Origin of the sequence: Anabaena sp. CCY 9910, assembly GCF_963920875.1 — a bacterium.
GTDB lineage: Bacteria > Cyanobacteriota > Cyanobacteriia > Cyanobacteriales > Nostocaceae > Trichormus > Trichormus variabilis.
Window position 1 is genome coordinate 38,521 of record NZ_CAWUDJ010000032.1, and the last position, 17,881, is coordinate 56,401.

A 17,881-nucleotide genomic window follows, 5' to 3' on the forward strand; every position below is an offset into this window, starting at 1 on the left:
GCGACTAATCAGCAACCGAACTTAAGTTCAGTCACAACTTAGCAAGCCCTCGTTTCAATGCTGTAACCACCGCCTGAGTGCGATCGCTCACGCCCAATTTGCTCAAAATGCGATTGACGTGAAATTTGACCGTACTTTCAGTAATATTCAAAGCCACACCAATGTCATGATTGCTTAAACCATCGACCATGAGGTGAATGACTTCTCGCTCACGAGCGCTCAACTCTGGGTTGTTCATGCGTTGCACCAGCTTGGCAGCAACTTCGGAAGGGATATATTGTTGCCCGCTATGAACGATATGGATGGCATTGAGGAGCGCTTCGGGTTCAGCATCCTTAAGTAGATAGCCTTTAGCGCCAGCGCGTAATGCACGATAAATATCTTCATCACCATCATAAGTGGTTAGCACAATGATCCGGGCATGGGTAAATTCAGCGCAGATGGCGATGGTCGCATTTACACCGCTCATGTGGGGCATACGTAAGTCCATTAAGGTGATATCGGGCTGTAGCTGCCGATAACAGGCGATCGCCTCTTGCCCATCGCCCGCTTGTCCCACAACGATCATATCTGGCTCATTCTCAATCATGGCGGCGAGTCCCTGACGGACGATCGCGTGATCATCAACAAGTAAAACGCGAATGGTTGCGGACTGGCTCATACTGCTGCCTCCCGGTTTACCGTGACCAGCACTTCTGTTCCCTGGCTCAGTTGACTTTCAATTGATATCTGTGCCCTAATGTGTTCCGCTCGTTCAGTCATCCCCAGTAAGCCAAATCCCTGGCTGAGCGTGGTAGTGGTGACTTCAAACCCCTGTCCATTGTCTTTAATTCGTAAAAAGCATAAGGTTGGCTCATAAACCAACTCAACTCGAATTTCGCTCGCATGAGCATACTTGATTGCATTCGTAAAGGCTTCCTGTCCAATTCTCAGCAGATGATTCTCAGTTTCAGGCGGTAGCCCATAGGGCGTGCCAATAATGTCGTAAATCAGGCGAGTTTCGGTTGAGGATGACATGGTGGCTATAAATCGCTCCAAGGCCGTCCACAGGTTGCCATCTTCTAGTAATTGGGGACGCAGTGCCGCAACCGATCGCCGAGCCTCTGTCAGCCCACTGCGAGCCAGATATCGAACCGTATCAATATGGGTCTGCACGGCATTTGGGTTGGTTGCGACTAATCGAGAGACAGCTCCCATATGAACCAGAATCCCTGTGAATGCTTGCGCCAGTGTATCATGAATTTCTCGTGCCATGCGGTTGCGTTCCTCCAGAATGGAGGCTGCTTCGGCACGTTTGCGCTCTTGCAGTGCAGCGTTTCGCTGTTCGCTAATGTCGAAAGATACACCCAACATTCGCACAGGCTGTCCGGCTTCGTTATAGATCCCTCGACCTCGACTAACGAGCCAGTGAATACTACCATCTGGGTAAATTATTCGATATTCCCCTTCATAATCAGTATGAGTTGCCAGAGCGGTTGTAAGCGCTTGCTCAACCCGATCGACATCTTCTGGATGAACCCGCTCCCACCACGCCTGATAGCTAACCTCAACTTCATCAGGCGCTACCCCCAGCAATCGAGTGTTGTTATCATCCCAATGCACGGTATTGTCTAAGATGTTCCAATTCCAACTGCCGATGTAGGCGAAATTCATTGTTAGCCTACGTTGCTCTTCACTTTGGCGCAGGGCGTTTTCAACTTGCTGACGCTGTTCAATCTCTTGTGAAAGCAGCAACGTTCGCTCAGTGACTTGTTGTTCTAAGGTGTGGTTGTAGTCGGCTAGCAGTTTCTCTGCTTGCTTACGCTCGGTAATGTCTTGAAAGGCGACGATCGCATAAGCCACCTTACCCTGTTCGTCAAAAACTGGAGTTCCCCACCCTTCAACGGGAATAATTGCGTTGTTTTGGTGAATCTCTACATCGTCAATCCTGGTGCATTCGCCGCTCAAGGCTCGGATAATTGGCAGTCTCTCACTCGGATAAATTTGATCGGTTCCCGTTACATAAAATTGATAAACCTCTGAAAATTGCTCTGATGTAGCGGCAGGATCAACGCCTTTACCCATTAGCTCAATGCCCCTCTGATTGACATAGTAAGGGCGACCCATCGCGTCAACAATACCAATGCCTACAGGAATCGCTTCGAGAAATTGAGTCATCTGACTTTCGCTGGCGCAGAGCTTGGAGTAAAGTTTGGCATTTTCGATCGCGATCGCTGCCTGCGTAGAGAGTAGATTCAGAACTTGGGTTCGTTCGGGTGTAAAGGCTCCAGCCGCTAATTGATTTTCTAGATACAACAAGCCAACAAGCTTGCTCTGATTCAGCAGTGGCAAACAGAGAAGCGATTGAGTTTGATTATTCTGAATATAGGGATCATGGATGAAATGACCTTCACGCGTTGCGTCATTTAAGAGGACAGTTTCATGTGTTCGGATCACATATTGAATGATTGATTCAGGTAAGCGATTCGTGATTGGAGTTGATTGCAGTACTTGGGTTGTGCGACCACTTTCACCTTCAACCAGCTCACAAGCAGCGTCGATTCTCCATTCGCCTGCGTTTTCTAAAAGCAAACATCCGGTTTGGGCCCCAGCATTCTCGATCAGGATCTGCATTAGCGAACTGAGCAACTGCTCCAGTTCAATCTCGCTGGAAATTGCTTGAGATGCTTTCATCACTGTTGCTAAATCGAAAGCAACCTGCGAAGTATCAGAGGTAGTTCCAACTGTGGTGAGGATTAAAGGAGCGTTCACACCTGATGACTGGGCAAAGAACTGGGGATAGCGCGTTTCCAAATCCTTGACTTTTGCGGTTGCTCCCCAGCGATCATAGCAATAATGAGCTTCTTTCATGTATAGTTGAGCAATCTTTTCTCGACCTCGCCCTAGATAGAATTTGGCAGCCAATTCATAGGCCAACGCTTCTTCTTGGATATATGCGTTTTCTCTAGCGCCTTGAATCGCCTGTTCGTAGAACTCCTCTGCCTCAAGTAACTGACCTAAGACTCGTGCTTTTTCTGCTTCAGCTAAATGATATTTGTGCAAATAATTCATGGGTGCATAATGCGCCCATTGCTTCATCTTTTCCTGACTAACTGCAACTTTCTTGAGAATTTCCTCCTGCACTTGAGTACTGCTATCAAGATAGGTTGCGAGTCTTGCCAGAGAATCATAGAGATAGTACAAAGGCTGAAGGAAGGCACCTGTTAGTCGGATCAAATGAGTTTCTGCTAGATCTGCATTTTTAACAGCTTGAGCGTATTCACAAAAGAGGTAGCACAGGCAAAGTTTGTTCAAATGTACAGTAAAGATAGTACTTCCATCATTTGCAGCTTCATATTTTGGCAGATCATTCTCCTCGTTGTAGAATTCGCCGATGAGTTGAGTTGGGTTAGTCGAGCGTCCTATTAAGTTTACAACGACTTGTCGAAAGATTTGATTCCAAGTTAGTGCCGTTTCCTGTTTGATTTGATGGATTGCTTCGCCATAGATCGCCATATTGCGTTCAACCTCTGCAAGTTCTTTGCCATTAGCATAGGATTGAAAACAGTGGGTATAAGCGCAGTAGGCGGCAGACTCTAAATCTCCAGTTTCTAGCCCAATTTCATAGCCTTCCAGTAATGGCTGCAATAATTCTCTAGTATGTTCTTTCCGATGGATGATAAAGTTATTAACGGACAGCAATGTTCTAGCTCTGAGTTTATGGGTACGAAGCTGTGACAAAAGCCGTAGAGCAAGCTTTCCAAATTGGTAGCCAGCCTCGATGTTTCCGATCATTCCACAAAGAATTAACCCAAAAGTGCCATAGGCAAAGGGAGATACAACAGCATTACCGTACTGAATTGATAAGCTTACTTGTTTAGTCACAAGCAGAGGCATTAGATTAGGAACCGCAACATAGGCGGCGATCGTAATGCTTGATAGGATTTTCATCGCCGCTAGCTTGTCCGGTTCAGTCATCTCTGGTAAATGGATCAAGCTCTCAACCTCTTTCTCATGGAAGAGACCGATGATTGTATCTAGTTCAAGATGAATATCTGATTGACTAAGCGTTTTGGGGAAATTGATTTCCAGTTGTTGCAAAACTTGCAATGCCGTATTAATTGCTTTTAGGGGTTGGTTCTGTGCAGTATCGGTTTGAATTTTGACTTCGTAGGTTTTCACGCTATCAAGGATCGTTTTAGCTTCTTGTAAAACGATCGCTCCCCAGTATTCCACCTGTTCAAAATCGCCACACAGGTACGCAACTTCTGTTGTTTCTTGATATAATTCTAAGGTCAAGTCATAGTTTGTTTGCCAACTAGAAGCGGTTAGCCATGCCCTTCCTATAGCTAGATAGTTTTGAGCCGTACCGTAGGCGATCGCCCCTTTTGCTTTCTGCCCTGCCATCAAATTGAATTTAGCAATCTCATCCCGTTCGGGTCGAGATGTAACAAGCTCAATTCCATGATTGAGATGATCGACAATTTCAAATAATCGATCTGATTGGCGCTCTGGCAATGTCTTTTCAAGCAGAGTACGACCAATTTGAAGATGAACAATTTGCTTTTGCGACTCATCCATCAAGGCATAGGCAGCTTGCTGCACACGATCGTGCAAGAATTTGTACTCTTGAACTAACAAATTCTCATCTAATTCAGCAAGAGGCTGAATCAATTCCGCTTGAATCGCTGCCAGCAAATCTAGAGAAATCGCCTGAGGGGATTGCTTACAAATGATCGCCAATGTCTCTAAATCAAATTCTGCCCCAACACAAGCGGCTAAACGGAGTATTTGCTGAGTCCCCTCTGGTAATTTCTGCAACTTGAGCAGTAGCAACTCCACCACATTATCAGTTATATTCTGGGCTTGGATCTGTCCCATATTCCATTGCCAGCTCAAGCGTGTTGCATCAAAGGTCAATAGATTTTCGCGATGCAGCATTCGCAAAAATTCGTTGACAAAAAAAGGATTTCCCTTCGTTTTACGCAACACCAATTCAGCTAAGGAATGTACAGTGTCAGTGTTTTGATGCAGCGTTTGGGCGATCAACTGGCTTAATGGCTCTAGTGTTAAGGGTGCCAGATGGATTTCTTGAAGCACTGATCCTTGTTTTCGCAATCGCTCCAACAGGACTGTTAATGGATGGGATGAAGTCACTTCATGATCGCGATATGCTCCAATCAGAAACAGGGATTGGGTTTGCTCGTCAAGCATGATTAGCTCAATTAATCTGAGTGTGGCTGAATCTGCCCACTGTAAGTCATCAAAAAAGATCACGAGTGGATGCTCTGTTGAGCAGAATACTCGGATGAACTGCTGGAAGATGCGATTGAAGCGATTTTGAGCTTCCGTGGCTCCCACCTCTGGAACGGGTGGCTGCTTGCCGATAATCAGTTCTACTTCAGGAATTACATCAACGATTAGCTGTCCGTTGTTGCCCAAGGCTTTTAGTAGACGAGATCGCCATTGCTGCAATTGTTCTTCTGGTTCACCCAGCAGTTGTTGTAACAATTTTTGTAGAGCAACTGCGATCGCGCTGTAGGGAATATTGCGCTGAAATTGATCGAATTTACCCGATGTGAAATAACCGCGCTTTTGGGTAATTGGTTTATAGATTTCTTGCACTAACGCAGATTTCCCAATGCCAGCATAGCCAGATACCAACATCATTTCAACTTGGAATTTTGGGTTGCCCGTTTGTTGGTTTTGTGAAGTTGTTTGTGGATTGTTTGCTAAAGCAGCAACGGGATTTGACTCTGGACACGCTACGCGAACAAATGCCGCCAATAACATTGCAATTTCCTTATCCCGTCCATAAAGTTTTTGGGGAATTTGAAACCGATCAGAAACGTCTTGAAGTGCCAGTTGAATACTAGAGATTTGACCGATTTGTTCTAATTGTTCAGCACAGATTTCTAAATCTGCTTTGATGCCCCAAGCACTTTGATAACGATTTTCAGCATTTTTCGCCATCAATTTGAGAATAATATCTGAAACTGGCTTGGGAATCGTTGTATTTATTTCATGAGGCGGAATTGGATGTTTGGCAATATGACAATGGACTAGCTCCAGCACGTCTGTGGTGGGAAACGGTAGTTGTCCTGCGAGCAGTTCGTAAAATGTCACACCAAGGGAGTAAAAATCGGTGCGGTAATCAAGCAAACGGTTCATCCGCCCGGTTTGCTCTGGAGATAGGTATGCGAGGGTTCCTTCTAAAACATGAGGACTTTTGAAAGTCGGATTCGTGCGGTTAAATCGGGTGGCAATTCCAAAGTCAATAATTTTGACAACACCAGTATCCAGATTGATAACTATATTTCCAGGGTTGATATCTTTATGAATGACATTGGCTGCATGGATTCTGCCAAGAATGTCAGTGAGGGCGATCGCAAGACCTAGAAAATTCGATAAAGGCATCGGGCAGAAAATATTTGGACGCTTGTGCATCCATTGCTCTAAAGACTCTCCTCCAAAATCTTCTAAGAGAATCACCAGAGTGCGTTGATAATCCTGCTGGTTGTATGCCTTGATAACTCCTTCCAGATTGAGGGAATGGGTAATTTTATATTCCTGTCTGTAGCGAGTCAGTTCTTTGGGAGACGGATAATCAAGCTTTAGCATTTTAACGATGATCTCTACCCCATCGTCTCTCATGCCTCGATATACCAGAGAATTAGAACTTTCGTATATCTTATTTTGGATGGCGATACCAGGTAGAGAAATCATAAAGCAACTCTTGAGAGTATTGTCTGGCATACCTCAAACTATACAGCAATTCTTATTATAATACCGTTGACAATTTACGAGCGTTCAAAGCCTGTAAAAACATCATTATTCTGCTAAAATGGTGAGGAATCGTTCTCCTCAATCTTTGATACTTAAGTCTGGAATTGCAAAAATTACAAAAACAAGCAATGAAAGATGATCGATTAGAGATGCAATATCCCGCTCCGGCGTTTCCCCAACAACCGCAGCCATTACCAGGACTTGCTCAAAAGATGCAGCCCCAACCGGATCACGGTAAGCAAAGCTACATTGGATCTGGAACGCTTGCAAGTCGCAAGGCATTGATCGCGGGAGCCGATTCTGGAATTGGGTGCGCTGGTGCGATGGCGTACTCGCCCACCGTAGGCGATTGCATTTGCTCAGGAAGGTGCTGATGTTGCGATCGGCTATCTTAAGAGTGAGGAGGCTGATGCTCAAGAGGTCATCCAATTGGATCAATTTACCAGCTTCAACTCTTCACGCTTGCTGTTAGATCCAACCATCTTAAGCAACTGCTGATTAAGATAACTTTGCGCCGAAACATAAAGGTTATCCCAAATGACAGGATTCCGGCAGATTTTGCTACCAACTGTATTACCCGCCAACTTTTCTGACACCAAATACTTGCGGTAATAGTTATTCCACAGATGTTGCAGAAAATCTTCAGCAAACTCATCAAAAGGTATTATCCAGTTGTAGTTCTCATCCAAAAACACCCGATAAGCAGCAACGATGGGCATGGCGATATCCGCCGGCGCAGAAAAGCCGAACGAATATCTGCTATCGGGTAGCAGCGTATTCTTGCGTGCGTCGATTGAGGCGAGGTCAACTACTCCTTTTTTCTTAGGCTTGGTGATATGTTCCTCAATGATTTGAAACAACCTTTGCTCAATCCACAACCCTTTGGACAGTAGTGGCAACAGTTTCGACAGACGTTGTCTTTCCGCCTCACTCAAGCTAGGTGTGTTACTCACAGGTGGGTGTTTGGTTCTGCTTTTAGAGTCTGGGTTGTACTTATTCCTATCCAAACAATTCATTAATTTGATGAGATGGTTGACATTGCACTGTGGACTCTTAGGCGCACCGCTTTGGTTTTGGTAATAAGCAATTCTGAACTTTGTCTTTTGCTCACGTTCCAATTGTGCTAAGAACTGCTTGAGGAATTTGTAGTCACCCCTGGCGTTGACTTTAGAGCGCGCATCCACCGGGGCAGATGTGTTTGATGCCAGAGCGATATCCTTAGCCTCATCTTCCGTTAAGCCAATATGTATTGTGACTTTGACTCTAGCTTCTGTTAGGTCATATTTATAATTTCTTGCTTGCTCAAACGCTAAAACCGTATGCCCACCATTAATGATGCCGTCGCTACCACCCTCAGAAGCCTCAAGTATCTCTAGCTCTAGCTGAGTCTTTTTACTGTTGGGCTTAACCTTGTTGGCACACAGTACAATTCCACTATGCCGCTCGAAGAACTTTTCGGGTTCGGTGGTCAGTGAGTCAAAAATTTGTCTGTATGTCGAACTTTTCTTGTTTGGTTCCCGAATATTTGGTTCTAGTGGTAGGTCAGAGGGAAAGCTGTCAACGTGAACGGTAGCGATGATGCAATTGGAAGTTGCATTGAAAAACTGGTCTATTTTCAAAGCCCAATTTTTTGGCATAGTTTCTTTGGTGTGAGGTCGCAGGGATATTTATGAAGGATACAAAATCTAGGAGCAAATTGCACTAGCCAAGAACTTAGAATTACTACAACAGAATTAATTCATTAAATCTTTTTAGTACACTTAAGACTTGCTGGATCTCATTTAGTTTTTCTATAGATAAAGCATCAGAACGAGCATATTGTGGATTTTGTGCCTGAACTAATTTGACAAAAACAAACTCTCTACCATTGACAAGCAAACCAAACGTTGGTCGTTCAGTATTGGGAGTGTCGAGTATGTAAGCCAATGCTTGAGGAAGTGCAGATATCACATCAAATTTAGTGCTTTTAGATTCAATAACAAGTATCCAAAGTCTTTTATTTACAACTAAAACATCAATACTACCTTTAACGATAACGCTTTCATCTACAGCAGAAATTTCAGTAGAAGTTTCTGTTTCAATCTCGAAACTGGGTTGATAAAAACCAGCTAAATCAAGTAGTGGAGACAACACAACCATCTTCACTACTTCTTCAGACATGGGGCGGCGTTTAGTTAAATTTGAATAATTGCTTTTTACTCTTTCTAAAGATGATTTTTCAATATCTGTTAGCAAAGGTAAATTTTCTCTCCATTCTGGGAAAAAATTACTATCGGTAACTAACTCTAATCCAAAAGTTTCCTCCAGTTCATAAAGACTGATATCCCGCGCTTGGATTGTTTGTACCATAATAAATTAGGAAATGAGGGATACATCCGTATTATATAGCAGTCCATAAAAACTTTGTAAATGCTCAGATTCAGCTATGCTAAAGGGATAGCCATCACGCATTAGCACTTTGCGTTATCGTAGTGAGAAATACTTTGATGTACTTGTTAGCTGCACACCCGAATTAGAAAAAAATAAAGCAATGTGGTTATACACATCGCTTTGCTTTTAATTACCCAACAATTTTAATCACATCAGCTAGAACAGCCTCAGCTTTATCGCCCGTTGGCACAAACAACCGCTTGCGCCACTGGATGATCTCAGTGAAACATCCAACAGCCACAAGTCGATCAGCCAGAGAAATGGCATCAACCAATTCCAAGCGAGGTTCACCAGCAATATTAGAACGACGCAAAGTTACGCCTCCCGGCAACATCTGAGAATAGCCTTCGTTGAGTACCAGTGAAACAAGTTCTGCTGGAGAAAGCAGCGTGTTCTTCAACCCAAGCTGTTCCGTCACAGACTGAATATCTACTGCGTTGACCACCCGCCCCAGAATCTTCTGCCCATCACTAGTTTGCAGGCGGAAAACCCGACTGTTCTTCTGTGGCAGAATTTTCCAGATAGGTAACAGTATTCCTGTGACCAAATGCAGATAGTCAGTGATAAATTTGGGCAGCGCGTCTACTTCCTTCGACCATGCAGCAACAAAAGCATCAGCCGAAACCTGCTTCCAAGCCAATGATTCCAACTTATCAACAGGTACGCGAGTCTCTTTCTGTGGACGAACAAGTAAAACCCGTGGCACGACACCACCATCACTATCAAAGAAGCTGTGCGTAGGAATGGATACAGCCGTGTTACCTGATTTCTCATTTACCATGAGTCGTCCTTGGTACTTGGTAGCAAACTCCAATATTTCCTCAGCAGTTTTGATGTTGGTTTTCTGAACTTGCTCAATCTTCAGGTAATTAGTTATGCTAGCCGTTGCTGGATGAGTATATACGTTTTCGCAACTTTCGACAGTGAACTTTTCAGCCCTCAGCGTTTCCACTCCGATTTCAAATACACCATTTGCGATCGCCGTCTCGATTTGTTGACTCAACAGCAGTTCAAATCTCTCGAAGATGATATTCTGCATCCCAATCCTCAAAGCCAGCAAGCGATTGAGAAACTGTCGCAACGGTGGAAGGTCGATTTTCATACCGCCTTCATGAGATGTTAGCGATAGTCCTGTCATGGCTTCAAAAGTCCCTAGTGGAACTTCGTAAAATCGACCTTGGAAGATTTGCTCGAACAGTTCGTACAAGGCATACTCTGCATACTGAGATTCTAAGTTATCTTTAGTATCAAAGATGCCGTTACCTCCAGTCTGTCGTTGTCCGCGAGTGAGTGCGCCAAGACTGTCCAGCCGTCGAGCGATAGTCGAAATAAAGCGGCGTTCACCTCTGACATTGGTGGTTACAGGTTTGAACACAGGTGCTGATGCTTGGTTGGTGCGGTGTGATCGCCCAAGCCCTTGAATGGCATTGTCAGCCCTCCAACCGGCTTCGAGCAAATAGTGCGATCGCCTTCTACGATTCACCGCGTTGAGATCCGCATGATAACTGCGCCGCTTCTAAAAGTTTGGACAAAGTTACCCACAAGTGGATAATTTAGTCAAACCCAACTACGCGGTATAAGTTCGCTCAACTAGAAGTGCGTTTTCGCTTGCTTTGACCAGATTGTTCTGACCATCGCTTGACCACTAGTTCCCAGTTAGAGATACTGAAATAATCATGGCGAGATGATATTTCAGCACAAGACTTAAGAATGTTATTCAGTTGGTTCCACAGGCTCCATACGTGCTTTCCATCCTTCACGGAGAGATAGGCGGTTATGGAGCCTGGAACATTTTCAGTCAATCGCATACCACGCCTAGCAATAGCTAAAGCAGCAGCTTCATCACTGGCTAAACCATACTGACGTGCATATTTCACTAAACCAATTAAACTGGTGTAGGCGGGATTTACTTTCATCAAGTAAATGCCACGATTACTTAAAATGCTTTCTAGTAATTTGTAAAAACGGCTATATGCCCAGCCAGAAAGCATCCGAGCATATTTTCTTCCACGTTCCCTTAATTGCTCTTTCTTAGTAGAAAAGTCTAATTTTTCACAAACAATCGGGCAAGCAAATGTTGTGGCTAATCGCGCCAGTTGTAAGCAAGCTTCAACAATCTGCGCGTCTTGTTTGCCTGATGGTAGTCCCATCTGTAGCGGGATTTGACCATGAGATTTGAGATTACCATCTTTATCAACATATGCCCAGCCGATGGAGCCAGGATTTATATCAATCCCAATACAGCCGTAAGCAGAATGCCGGGAAACTCGATTGACTGGTACTGGTGTAAATTTTACGGCTGCATTCCATTTGTTGTGCTTGCGAAAGAAATGCCATGTCTTTGCGCCGTCTTCGGGCAATCGGTAATGCAAGCAGTCAAAGTTGCCTAGCTTTGTTTGTACGTATTTTCCAAATCTTGATTCTAGACAAGCTGGTACGCGAAGCTTAAAGTTAGCACCGTCCCATTGACAAACGTGATTACCAAAGCTTTCATCCTTGGAACCAACTACAAATACTTGATTTTTAGAAATAACTGTTTGAATGGGGGCTGTTTTTAAGTGTTCGATTTGTTGAGATAACTTGTAAGCCCGACGCTTTTTATTGTGAATTTGAAACTTTAGATGTTGCCAATTAGTGGCACGAAACTTTAAAGAACAAGACAGTGGAAAGCGGCATCCTGTTTTAGATTTCTGCCAGTTCTTTCTAGCGTAAAACTTAGCCGAATCAGATAACTTCTTCTCTGACTTCGTAATCCAAGAGTTGAGTGATTTTAATTTACCTTCCAGTGTTTTAATATGGAGCTTACGACTTTCTTTAGAAGCATTAACAGCACCTTCAGTAAATCTAATTACACCAGTGGCGTGTCGCCTTGATATGCCATAAGTTTTCTGTAAATGAGTATTCCAACTAGAGTCATGAAAGCTATTTACTGCTAAAAGGTGATTAGCTGTCTCACACGCTGCTTTATGGAATACCGAACTATAAGCAGCCAAAAACATCTCAAACTTTGTAAGTCCTAAACTATTCAATTCTTCTGCTGGTGTCGGTAATCCTTTAACATACGTGAGAGTCGGCATTTATTTCACCTCATCAATTACATTAACTACCCCACCAAATAGCTGATAACTTGCGGGTCTATCGCCATAATCCGCTTTCTGATTGACGCAGGCGGATTCTGGAAAAACCGCTTTAAGTCCTGACTTCTAACCTGATAACAATGAATAGATCGCTTTTTGGCTTTGAGCCAGCCCTGTCTCACCCATTTAGTGATGGTGGTTGGATGTAAACAAAGGCTTTTGGCAATTTCACTGCAACTATAGTTATCAAGGGTAGGGCGGATAGAGTAACCGAGTTTGTACAGTTTGCAAGCAATCGCTAATTCTGTACGGTAATAACCCCTTCTTTTGAGGCGGAAAGCGATTTGCTTTACTGTAAACATATCCGCCATTTCTTCAAGGGTGTCTAATTCTTCTTCAGTCCATTTAATACTCATGATTCATTCTCCAAAATCTCAGGCAAACAACAAGTTAATGTGTCTTTTTGAAGAACCCAGAAGTCAGAAAGCACCTATTTATAAATTGATTAATTCTGACTTCTAGCTTTTGAGAACTTCGGGCAAATTCTTACCAAGACTCACCAAACTCATCAAGCATTGCACTAGAACCAGTAGCACATACACCGCATAAACCCGTGTCCTCATAACCTCCAGGCAGGGTTAATTCATGCCCACATGATGAACATTTATGCTGTGGTTTTTGTTTGCTTTTCTTCTTTTTCGGTTTCATAGTTTAAAGCTCTTAGCAACAAGAAAGTATCGTGGCGACCCAAAGATGAATCGCCGTTACCAGCCCCTAACTACCGTCTTCTAGCAGGTACAACTGGCTGATTCTGCGGTTGTAGCGATGCCCGTGCTTCAGTCTCGGATACTCCGGGTAGCGCAGGTCTAACCTCTGCATTCAACGCCCATCTTTCATAAGTCTCGTTTGTCACCCAGTCTAAGGTCGCCCCTGACTCAGCCCCAGAGCGAATCATCTCGGCTGCTTCCAGTGCATCTTTCTCAAAATCAGACTGCGGGTTACGATACGACCACTGAATGAACCAATATGTACCAAGCGCACCGTCTACTTTCTGGAACTCGGCACAGAAGATGTAGTTTTTCAGCACCGAAGCGATTGCCTCATAGCAAAACTCTTTCGGATCTCCAGGCATTCCATCCTCACACCATTGCTGAAAAGCACGATTGGCGAAGTGGTTGTACAGTCCGGCGAATGAGTCTTTACTACGGCGGTGCATCAGAAAACTGAGCAGCATCGAAGCCTGACCCTTGAATTGGTCTTTGAGTCCGCCTGTTACTGGAATCACCCATAGTTCGGTGAATGCTTCGTTGGTGAAGTTTTCGTTGATAGTGAGTAAGCGGTCAGGGCGGGAGATAGCGATCGCAAAATCAGCTTTGTTACCTTTGAGATATCCGCCTTGCTGTGCTTCCAGGATTGTTAGCTTGGGAGGGCAATCGAGTAGAAATTGCCCATATTCTTTGGCGCAATTAGCTTGTAATTTAGGTTGACTGGGTGGAATAAGAAAAACGCTGTTGTTGATTTTGAGTGTTTCCATGACTGTGAATTACTGAGGTTTACGTGAAGTGGTTGTATGGTGGTGAATTAGCGTGATTGAGGCGTTTAACCTTCAGGAAAGATATTTGCGGTAATGTCAAACTTTTCTTTTTCCTCAAGCCCTGATTGTAGATAAGACAGCGCAGTTTGGGCATCAGCGACAGTTAGATCAGGTTGATACTCAAGTGTGACAAAATCAGGGTGTTTGCTAATTTCTCGAAGGATGAGTTGAGCCGCATCAATAAATGACTGTAAAGTGGGTGGAGAATCCCAATACTTCTGTTGTAGCTGGATGGTTGCTTCTTTATTGACAGCAGATTCAGCCGTTGCTACAGTTACAGGGATTGTTTTTAATTCAAACTTGAGCAGTTCAAGTTGCAGTGAGTGTTGGTCTATATCTGCCTGGATTTGGGTTTTTAATTCTTGTGGTGTGAGTAGTTTTACCTCGTCCTCTACTCGGTGTTCTTCATCCTCATATCGCTTATCAGGCATGAGAATATAACGCCATCCCTCACCATATTCACTGGCGAGAAATGTACCTGCGGGGTAATACTTCATGCCTATTATCGGCCCTTGCTGGGTACGTTGACCAAAGGTAAATTGAGGGTATTGCCAACCCCGCGAAATTGATATTGTGGGTTCCATTGTTGTGTTAATGAAGAGATTGGTATAGTTGATTACGTCATTGGATCGCAGTAATAGACAGGAAAAGCAGGAGTGTAGAACAAAGGGGATGCAGTCTATTCCCTCTTATTTGTCTGACCCCTGCACCATTTCCTCCGCTACGCTGTCACTAACTCCGCGCTATCAAGTAAGTGCTTCAACTCCACAGAAGCCATTTGTTCAAGCGGTCTGTATTGCAAGTCTTCATCCAACGTATCGGCACACTCTGGCAATTCTGCTCTTGAAACTAACCACACCGCATCTGACGCAGAATTACAAAATATTTGCTGTTTTGTTACATCATCTGTGCGAGTGAACCACCAGTTACCATTGGTCTGTCCTGCTTCGCCTATTTTCTCGTCACCTCGGTAAATTCCATCGTCTAGCAATTCCAGCCCCAGGTTTTCGCATTCGTCGGCAATCTGTACCATGATTTCATTGCCTGTTGTAGCTGCTGGGGTTTCTGGCTCCTGAACTGGTAATGAACCATCCTTGTGATGTGTGCAGATGTAGCGGTATGATTTAGCCCAAGTGTTAGCACGAAATTCTTCTTTGCCGTTAACCAATACAAGCCAGGGCTGGGTTACAAATGCGTTGTGATCGTAAGCGATGTGGGCTATTAGTTGACCATTTACATAGATTTCATGGTAGTAAAAGCCAATTTCAACGCTGGTGTATTCTTCGGGTGCGATTGTCTGAGTTTGAGCTTCTAGATGGCTGTATAGCTCTGCCTGTGCTGCGGCTTGCTCATCTATTGGGGCGCGGTTGAAGCTTGTTAACGCTTGCTGTGTATGGGTAAAGTGCGACATAATATGATTTCCTGCCTCTTAGTGGGGTTAGGTTTTCACAAAGGGCGATCGCTAGTTTTCCAGACAGGGCGATTGCCTTTTGTTATTCTGTATCTACTATATCCTTTTGTACAATACTTGTCAATACATTACGATACATAATACTCAATACCTTGCAATACAAGTTTGAGCAAGAGTAAATTTAGGATGTAGGAACTCAAAACGCTTATGGCTAATTCTAAGAAACAAAGAACTTTTATCTCGTTTGAAATTGACCCTGAGATTAGGGAAGCGTTCAGCCAGCAACTAAAGTCTGAAGGCAAAACGGTATCAGCAGTTCTTAAGCAGTTTGTTGAGGATTATTTAAAATCGGCAGAAAAACCGCAAGAATTGGCAGATGTAATCAAGCGATTAGAGGAAGTTGAGAAAAAAGTCGGTATTGAAAACACTCGACTCGTGGGGGAATCAGTCGCCTGAGAGAGGAAAACGAATCTCTCAGGCAAACTTACGCTCAACTATTAGAACTACTCAACAAAGAGAAACCCGCCAATCATCAGGCGGGTTAAGTGTTTTTTAGGGGACTTATAGCTTTTACAATACTTGTAACGCATAATCAATACAAGGCTAGAGCAGTTCCCCTAGAATGGAGAGACTCATGACTCAACATAAACAGCTAGAGCGAGTAGAAGCGACATTAAACCAAGCAGTCTTGGATTACTTTGTCAGGCAATACCGTGATGGAGATGAAAACCAGCAGTCTGATTAACTATTACCCTGCAAGGTACTAAAAGCGATCGCCCGCCGCCAAGCTAGTGCGATCGCCTGCTCAAATCGTTGGACAACAAAGTGAGCTAACTATAATGCTGACATATTTAGGGTGTGACCTTCTAGATCAGCATCAATGTTCACTTTGGTTATGCGTCTGTGACTGCTTTTAAGCATTTACCAGTAGTGGGCAATCATCATGCTGACACTAGACTGTGAAGAAACATCAACCCCTGATTACAACCTTCTCAACTCCAGCATTAAAGAAACTTTTACTACCATTGACCGCCTTGAGTCGCAAGCTGTTGAGGAAATATTGCAGATGCGAGATAAACAGATGTACCTTAAAGCCGGGTACACGAGTTTTCGAGAATACTGCCAGCGTGAATTATCTGCATGGGGTGGATTTCGGAGAATCAACCAACTGCTAGGCGCTAAGAAGGTCATCGACACGGTTGGCGAACTAGGCGAACACATCAAGAATGAACGCCAAGCCCGACCACTGCTACGTCTGGTAAAGGAACCAGAAAAACTCAAGGAAGCTGTAGCGATCGCAGTACAAGAGAATCCCTCACCGAGCAAATCGGATTTTGCGGCCGCCGCTCAGAAAGTGGTTCCCCGGCTTCCACGCCAAAAAGCCCCAGTTCAGGAACCATTGGTTCCCAAATCTAACTTAGTCAAAGTTAAGTCACCATCTCACCCCAGATGTGGAGATGAGGGAATCATTGAGGCAGACGCACCGAACCCCAGCCAGCAGATTGTCACTTTTACTGATGGTGAGAAGCTGTTGGTTAACAATGCTGATTTGACTAATTTGAGTAATGACGAAATTGAGTCATTTACCACCGAGCGTCAATATCCCCCAGAATACTCCGAAGCGATCGCCCAACTGAAGCAACAACACCACCAGGAATTGGAACGGCTGGAGCAAGAGTTAAGAGTAGGGTTACAGGTTGAAGCCACCGCCAAAGCCTCTGAACAGGTACAAGAGCAAATCCATTCATTGCAGCAGTTATTCCAGCAGGAGAAACAGCAAAACATCCAGCTACAGCAACGGCTGGACGAGATGGAAGCCTTAAGACAGTTGGAATTTGAAAACCAACAACTTAAACAGCGTATTCAGGAGCTAGAAAATGCTGTACAACAAAGACCTGCTCAAGAGTGGGGAAACATTCTCACCAAGCAAGCGGCTAAGGCACTTAATAAAGAAGTGAAGCGATCTCTGGATCAAACAATAGACCTGCGATCGCTGGCACAAGAACCACCCAAGGAAAATGCTCAGGAGTGCTTACGATTGATGGGTATCGCCCTCAGTAATCTGGCGACGGCAATGAACAACACTCAAGCCTTGCAAGCTGCGGCGTTAATCCTGGGTAGTGAACCAACACCAAGTGCAATCGCATATCGAGCCGAACAACTGCAACTAATACCCCAGGCTGTAAACGATATTCGGGCAGTGTTATCCAAGCCTGGGTGTAGCTGGTGGGACTATTTAGAAGTGGCGCAGGAGTACGAGGTTATCAAAGCCGATTACTGGGCGGAGTTGACCCCACAAGAATCAGAGTTAATCGCTGCCCTTGAGAAAACCGAATCCTCCAAGATTACGGAACCAATGGTTCTGGAAGAAGCCCTTACCGAGTCTGCTTCTTCTCATGGTGAAGTGATTGGTCTTGGTTCTATCGTTGCCCATGCAGATCCTTACTGTGCCTTATACCCAGCCAAGGGTGAGGTCATTGAAGACATGGGTGATGAAGTTTGGGTCGCTTGGGAGCATTGGCGAGATCGAGGCAAGAAGACAGACCGATATTTCAAAGACGAGTTACGGCTGTTGTAAATATAGCAAGTAATTTTTAGACCCCA

12 protein-coding genes and 1 pseudogene are annotated in these 17,881 nt (G+C 44.3%); 2 read left to right on the top strand and 11 right to left on the bottom strand.

Annotation, left to right across the window (positions count from 1 at the left end; all coding sequences use genetic code 11):
* Positions 1–31: 31 nt before the first annotated feature.
* The 11 genes and pseudogenes from ACM5QX_RS20920 to ACM5QX_RS20970 all read right to left on the bottom strand — a co-directional run bounded on the left by ACM5QX_RS20920 (position 32) and on the right by ACM5QX_RS20970 (position 15,277).
* Positions 32–661: a response regulator gene (locus ACM5QX_RS20920; protein WP_414755267.1), complete on the bottom strand. Its 630-nt coding sequence runs from the start codon at positions 659–661 to the stop codon at positions 32–34.
* A complete protein-coding gene (locus tag ACM5QX_RS20925) occupies positions 658–6,705 on the bottom strand; it encodes an AAA family ATPase (RefSeq protein WP_414755268.1) in 6,048 nt (2,015 codons plus the stop codon). Before ACM5QX_RS20925 ends, ACM5QX_RS20920 begins: the two co-directional genes overlap by 4 nt.
* A gap of 138 nt (positions 6,706–6,843) precedes the next feature.
* Positions 6,844–7,047 (bottom strand): hypothetical protein, encoded by a 204-nt coding sequence (locus ACM5QX_RS20930; RefSeq protein ID WP_414755269.1) that lies wholly within the window; start codon positions 7,045–7,047, stop codon positions 6,844–6,846.
* Between the two features lie 152 nt (positions 7,048–7,199).
* Positions 7,200–8,402 (bottom strand): AIPR family protein, encoded by a 1,203-nt coding sequence (locus ACM5QX_RS20935; protein WP_414755255.1) that lies wholly within the window; start codon positions 8,400–8,402, stop codon positions 7,200–7,202.
* Between the two features lie 85 nt (positions 8,403–8,487).
* On the bottom strand, positions 8,488–9,114 hold the full coding sequence (locus tag ACM5QX_RS20940) for a type I restriction endonuclease (RefSeq protein WP_414755271.1): 627 nt from the start codon (positions 9,112–9,114) through the stop codon (positions 8,488–8,490).
* A 211-nt stretch (positions 9,115–9,325) separates the two neighbouring features.
* Positions 9,326–10,693: pseudogene (locus ACM5QX_RS20945) on the bottom strand (strawberry notch C-terminal domain-containing protein); the annotation flags it as partial.
* Between the two features lie 88 nt (positions 10,694–10,781).
* Positions 10,782–12,272 carry a hypothetical protein gene (locus tag ACM5QX_RS20950; RefSeq protein WP_414755272.1) on the bottom strand — a complete coding sequence of 497 codons (1,491 nt, stop codon included), beginning with the start codon at positions 12,270–12,272 and terminating at the stop codon, positions 10,782–10,784.
* Between the two features lie 26 nt (positions 12,273–12,298).
* On the bottom strand, positions 12,299–12,688 hold the full coding sequence (locus ACM5QX_RS20955) for a hypothetical protein (protein WP_414755273.1): 390 nt from the start codon (positions 12,686–12,688) through the stop codon (positions 12,299–12,301).
* Between the two features lie 362 nt (positions 12,689–13,050).
* Positions 13,051–13,806, bottom strand: coding sequence for a hypothetical protein (locus ACM5QX_RS20960; RefSeq protein ID WP_414755274.1), 756 nt, complete (start codon positions 13,804–13,806; stop codon positions 13,051–13,053).
* A gap of 65 nt (positions 13,807–13,871) precedes the next feature.
* Positions 13,872–14,450 carry a hypothetical protein gene (locus tag ACM5QX_RS20965; protein WP_414755275.1) on the bottom strand — a complete coding sequence of 193 codons (579 nt, stop codon included), beginning with the start codon at positions 14,448–14,450 and terminating at the stop codon, positions 13,872–13,874.
* 137 nt (positions 14,451–14,587) lie between these two features.
* Entirely contained in the window at positions 14,588–15,277 is a 690-nt protein-coding gene (locus tag ACM5QX_RS20970; protein ID WP_414755276.1) for a hypothetical protein, read from the bottom strand.
* Positions 15,278–15,484: 207 nt separating this feature from the next.
* Between ACM5QX_RS20970 and ACM5QX_RS20975 the strand changes: the two genes are divergently transcribed.
* Together ACM5QX_RS20975 and ACM5QX_RS20980 are read left to right on the top strand one after the other, a co-directional pair.
* Positions 15,485–15,733 carry a hypothetical protein gene (locus tag ACM5QX_RS20975; RefSeq protein WP_414755277.1) on the top strand — a complete coding sequence of 83 codons (249 nt, stop codon included), beginning with the start codon at positions 15,485–15,487 and terminating at the stop codon, positions 15,731–15,733.
* A 487-nt stretch (positions 15,734–16,220) separates the two neighbouring features.
* Positions 16,221–17,855 carry a hypothetical protein gene (locus ACM5QX_RS20980; RefSeq protein ID WP_414755278.1) on the top strand — a complete coding sequence of 545 codons (1,635 nt, stop codon included), beginning with the start codon at positions 16,221–16,223 and terminating at the stop codon, positions 17,853–17,855.
* Positions 17,856–17,881: the final 26 nt, after the last annotated feature.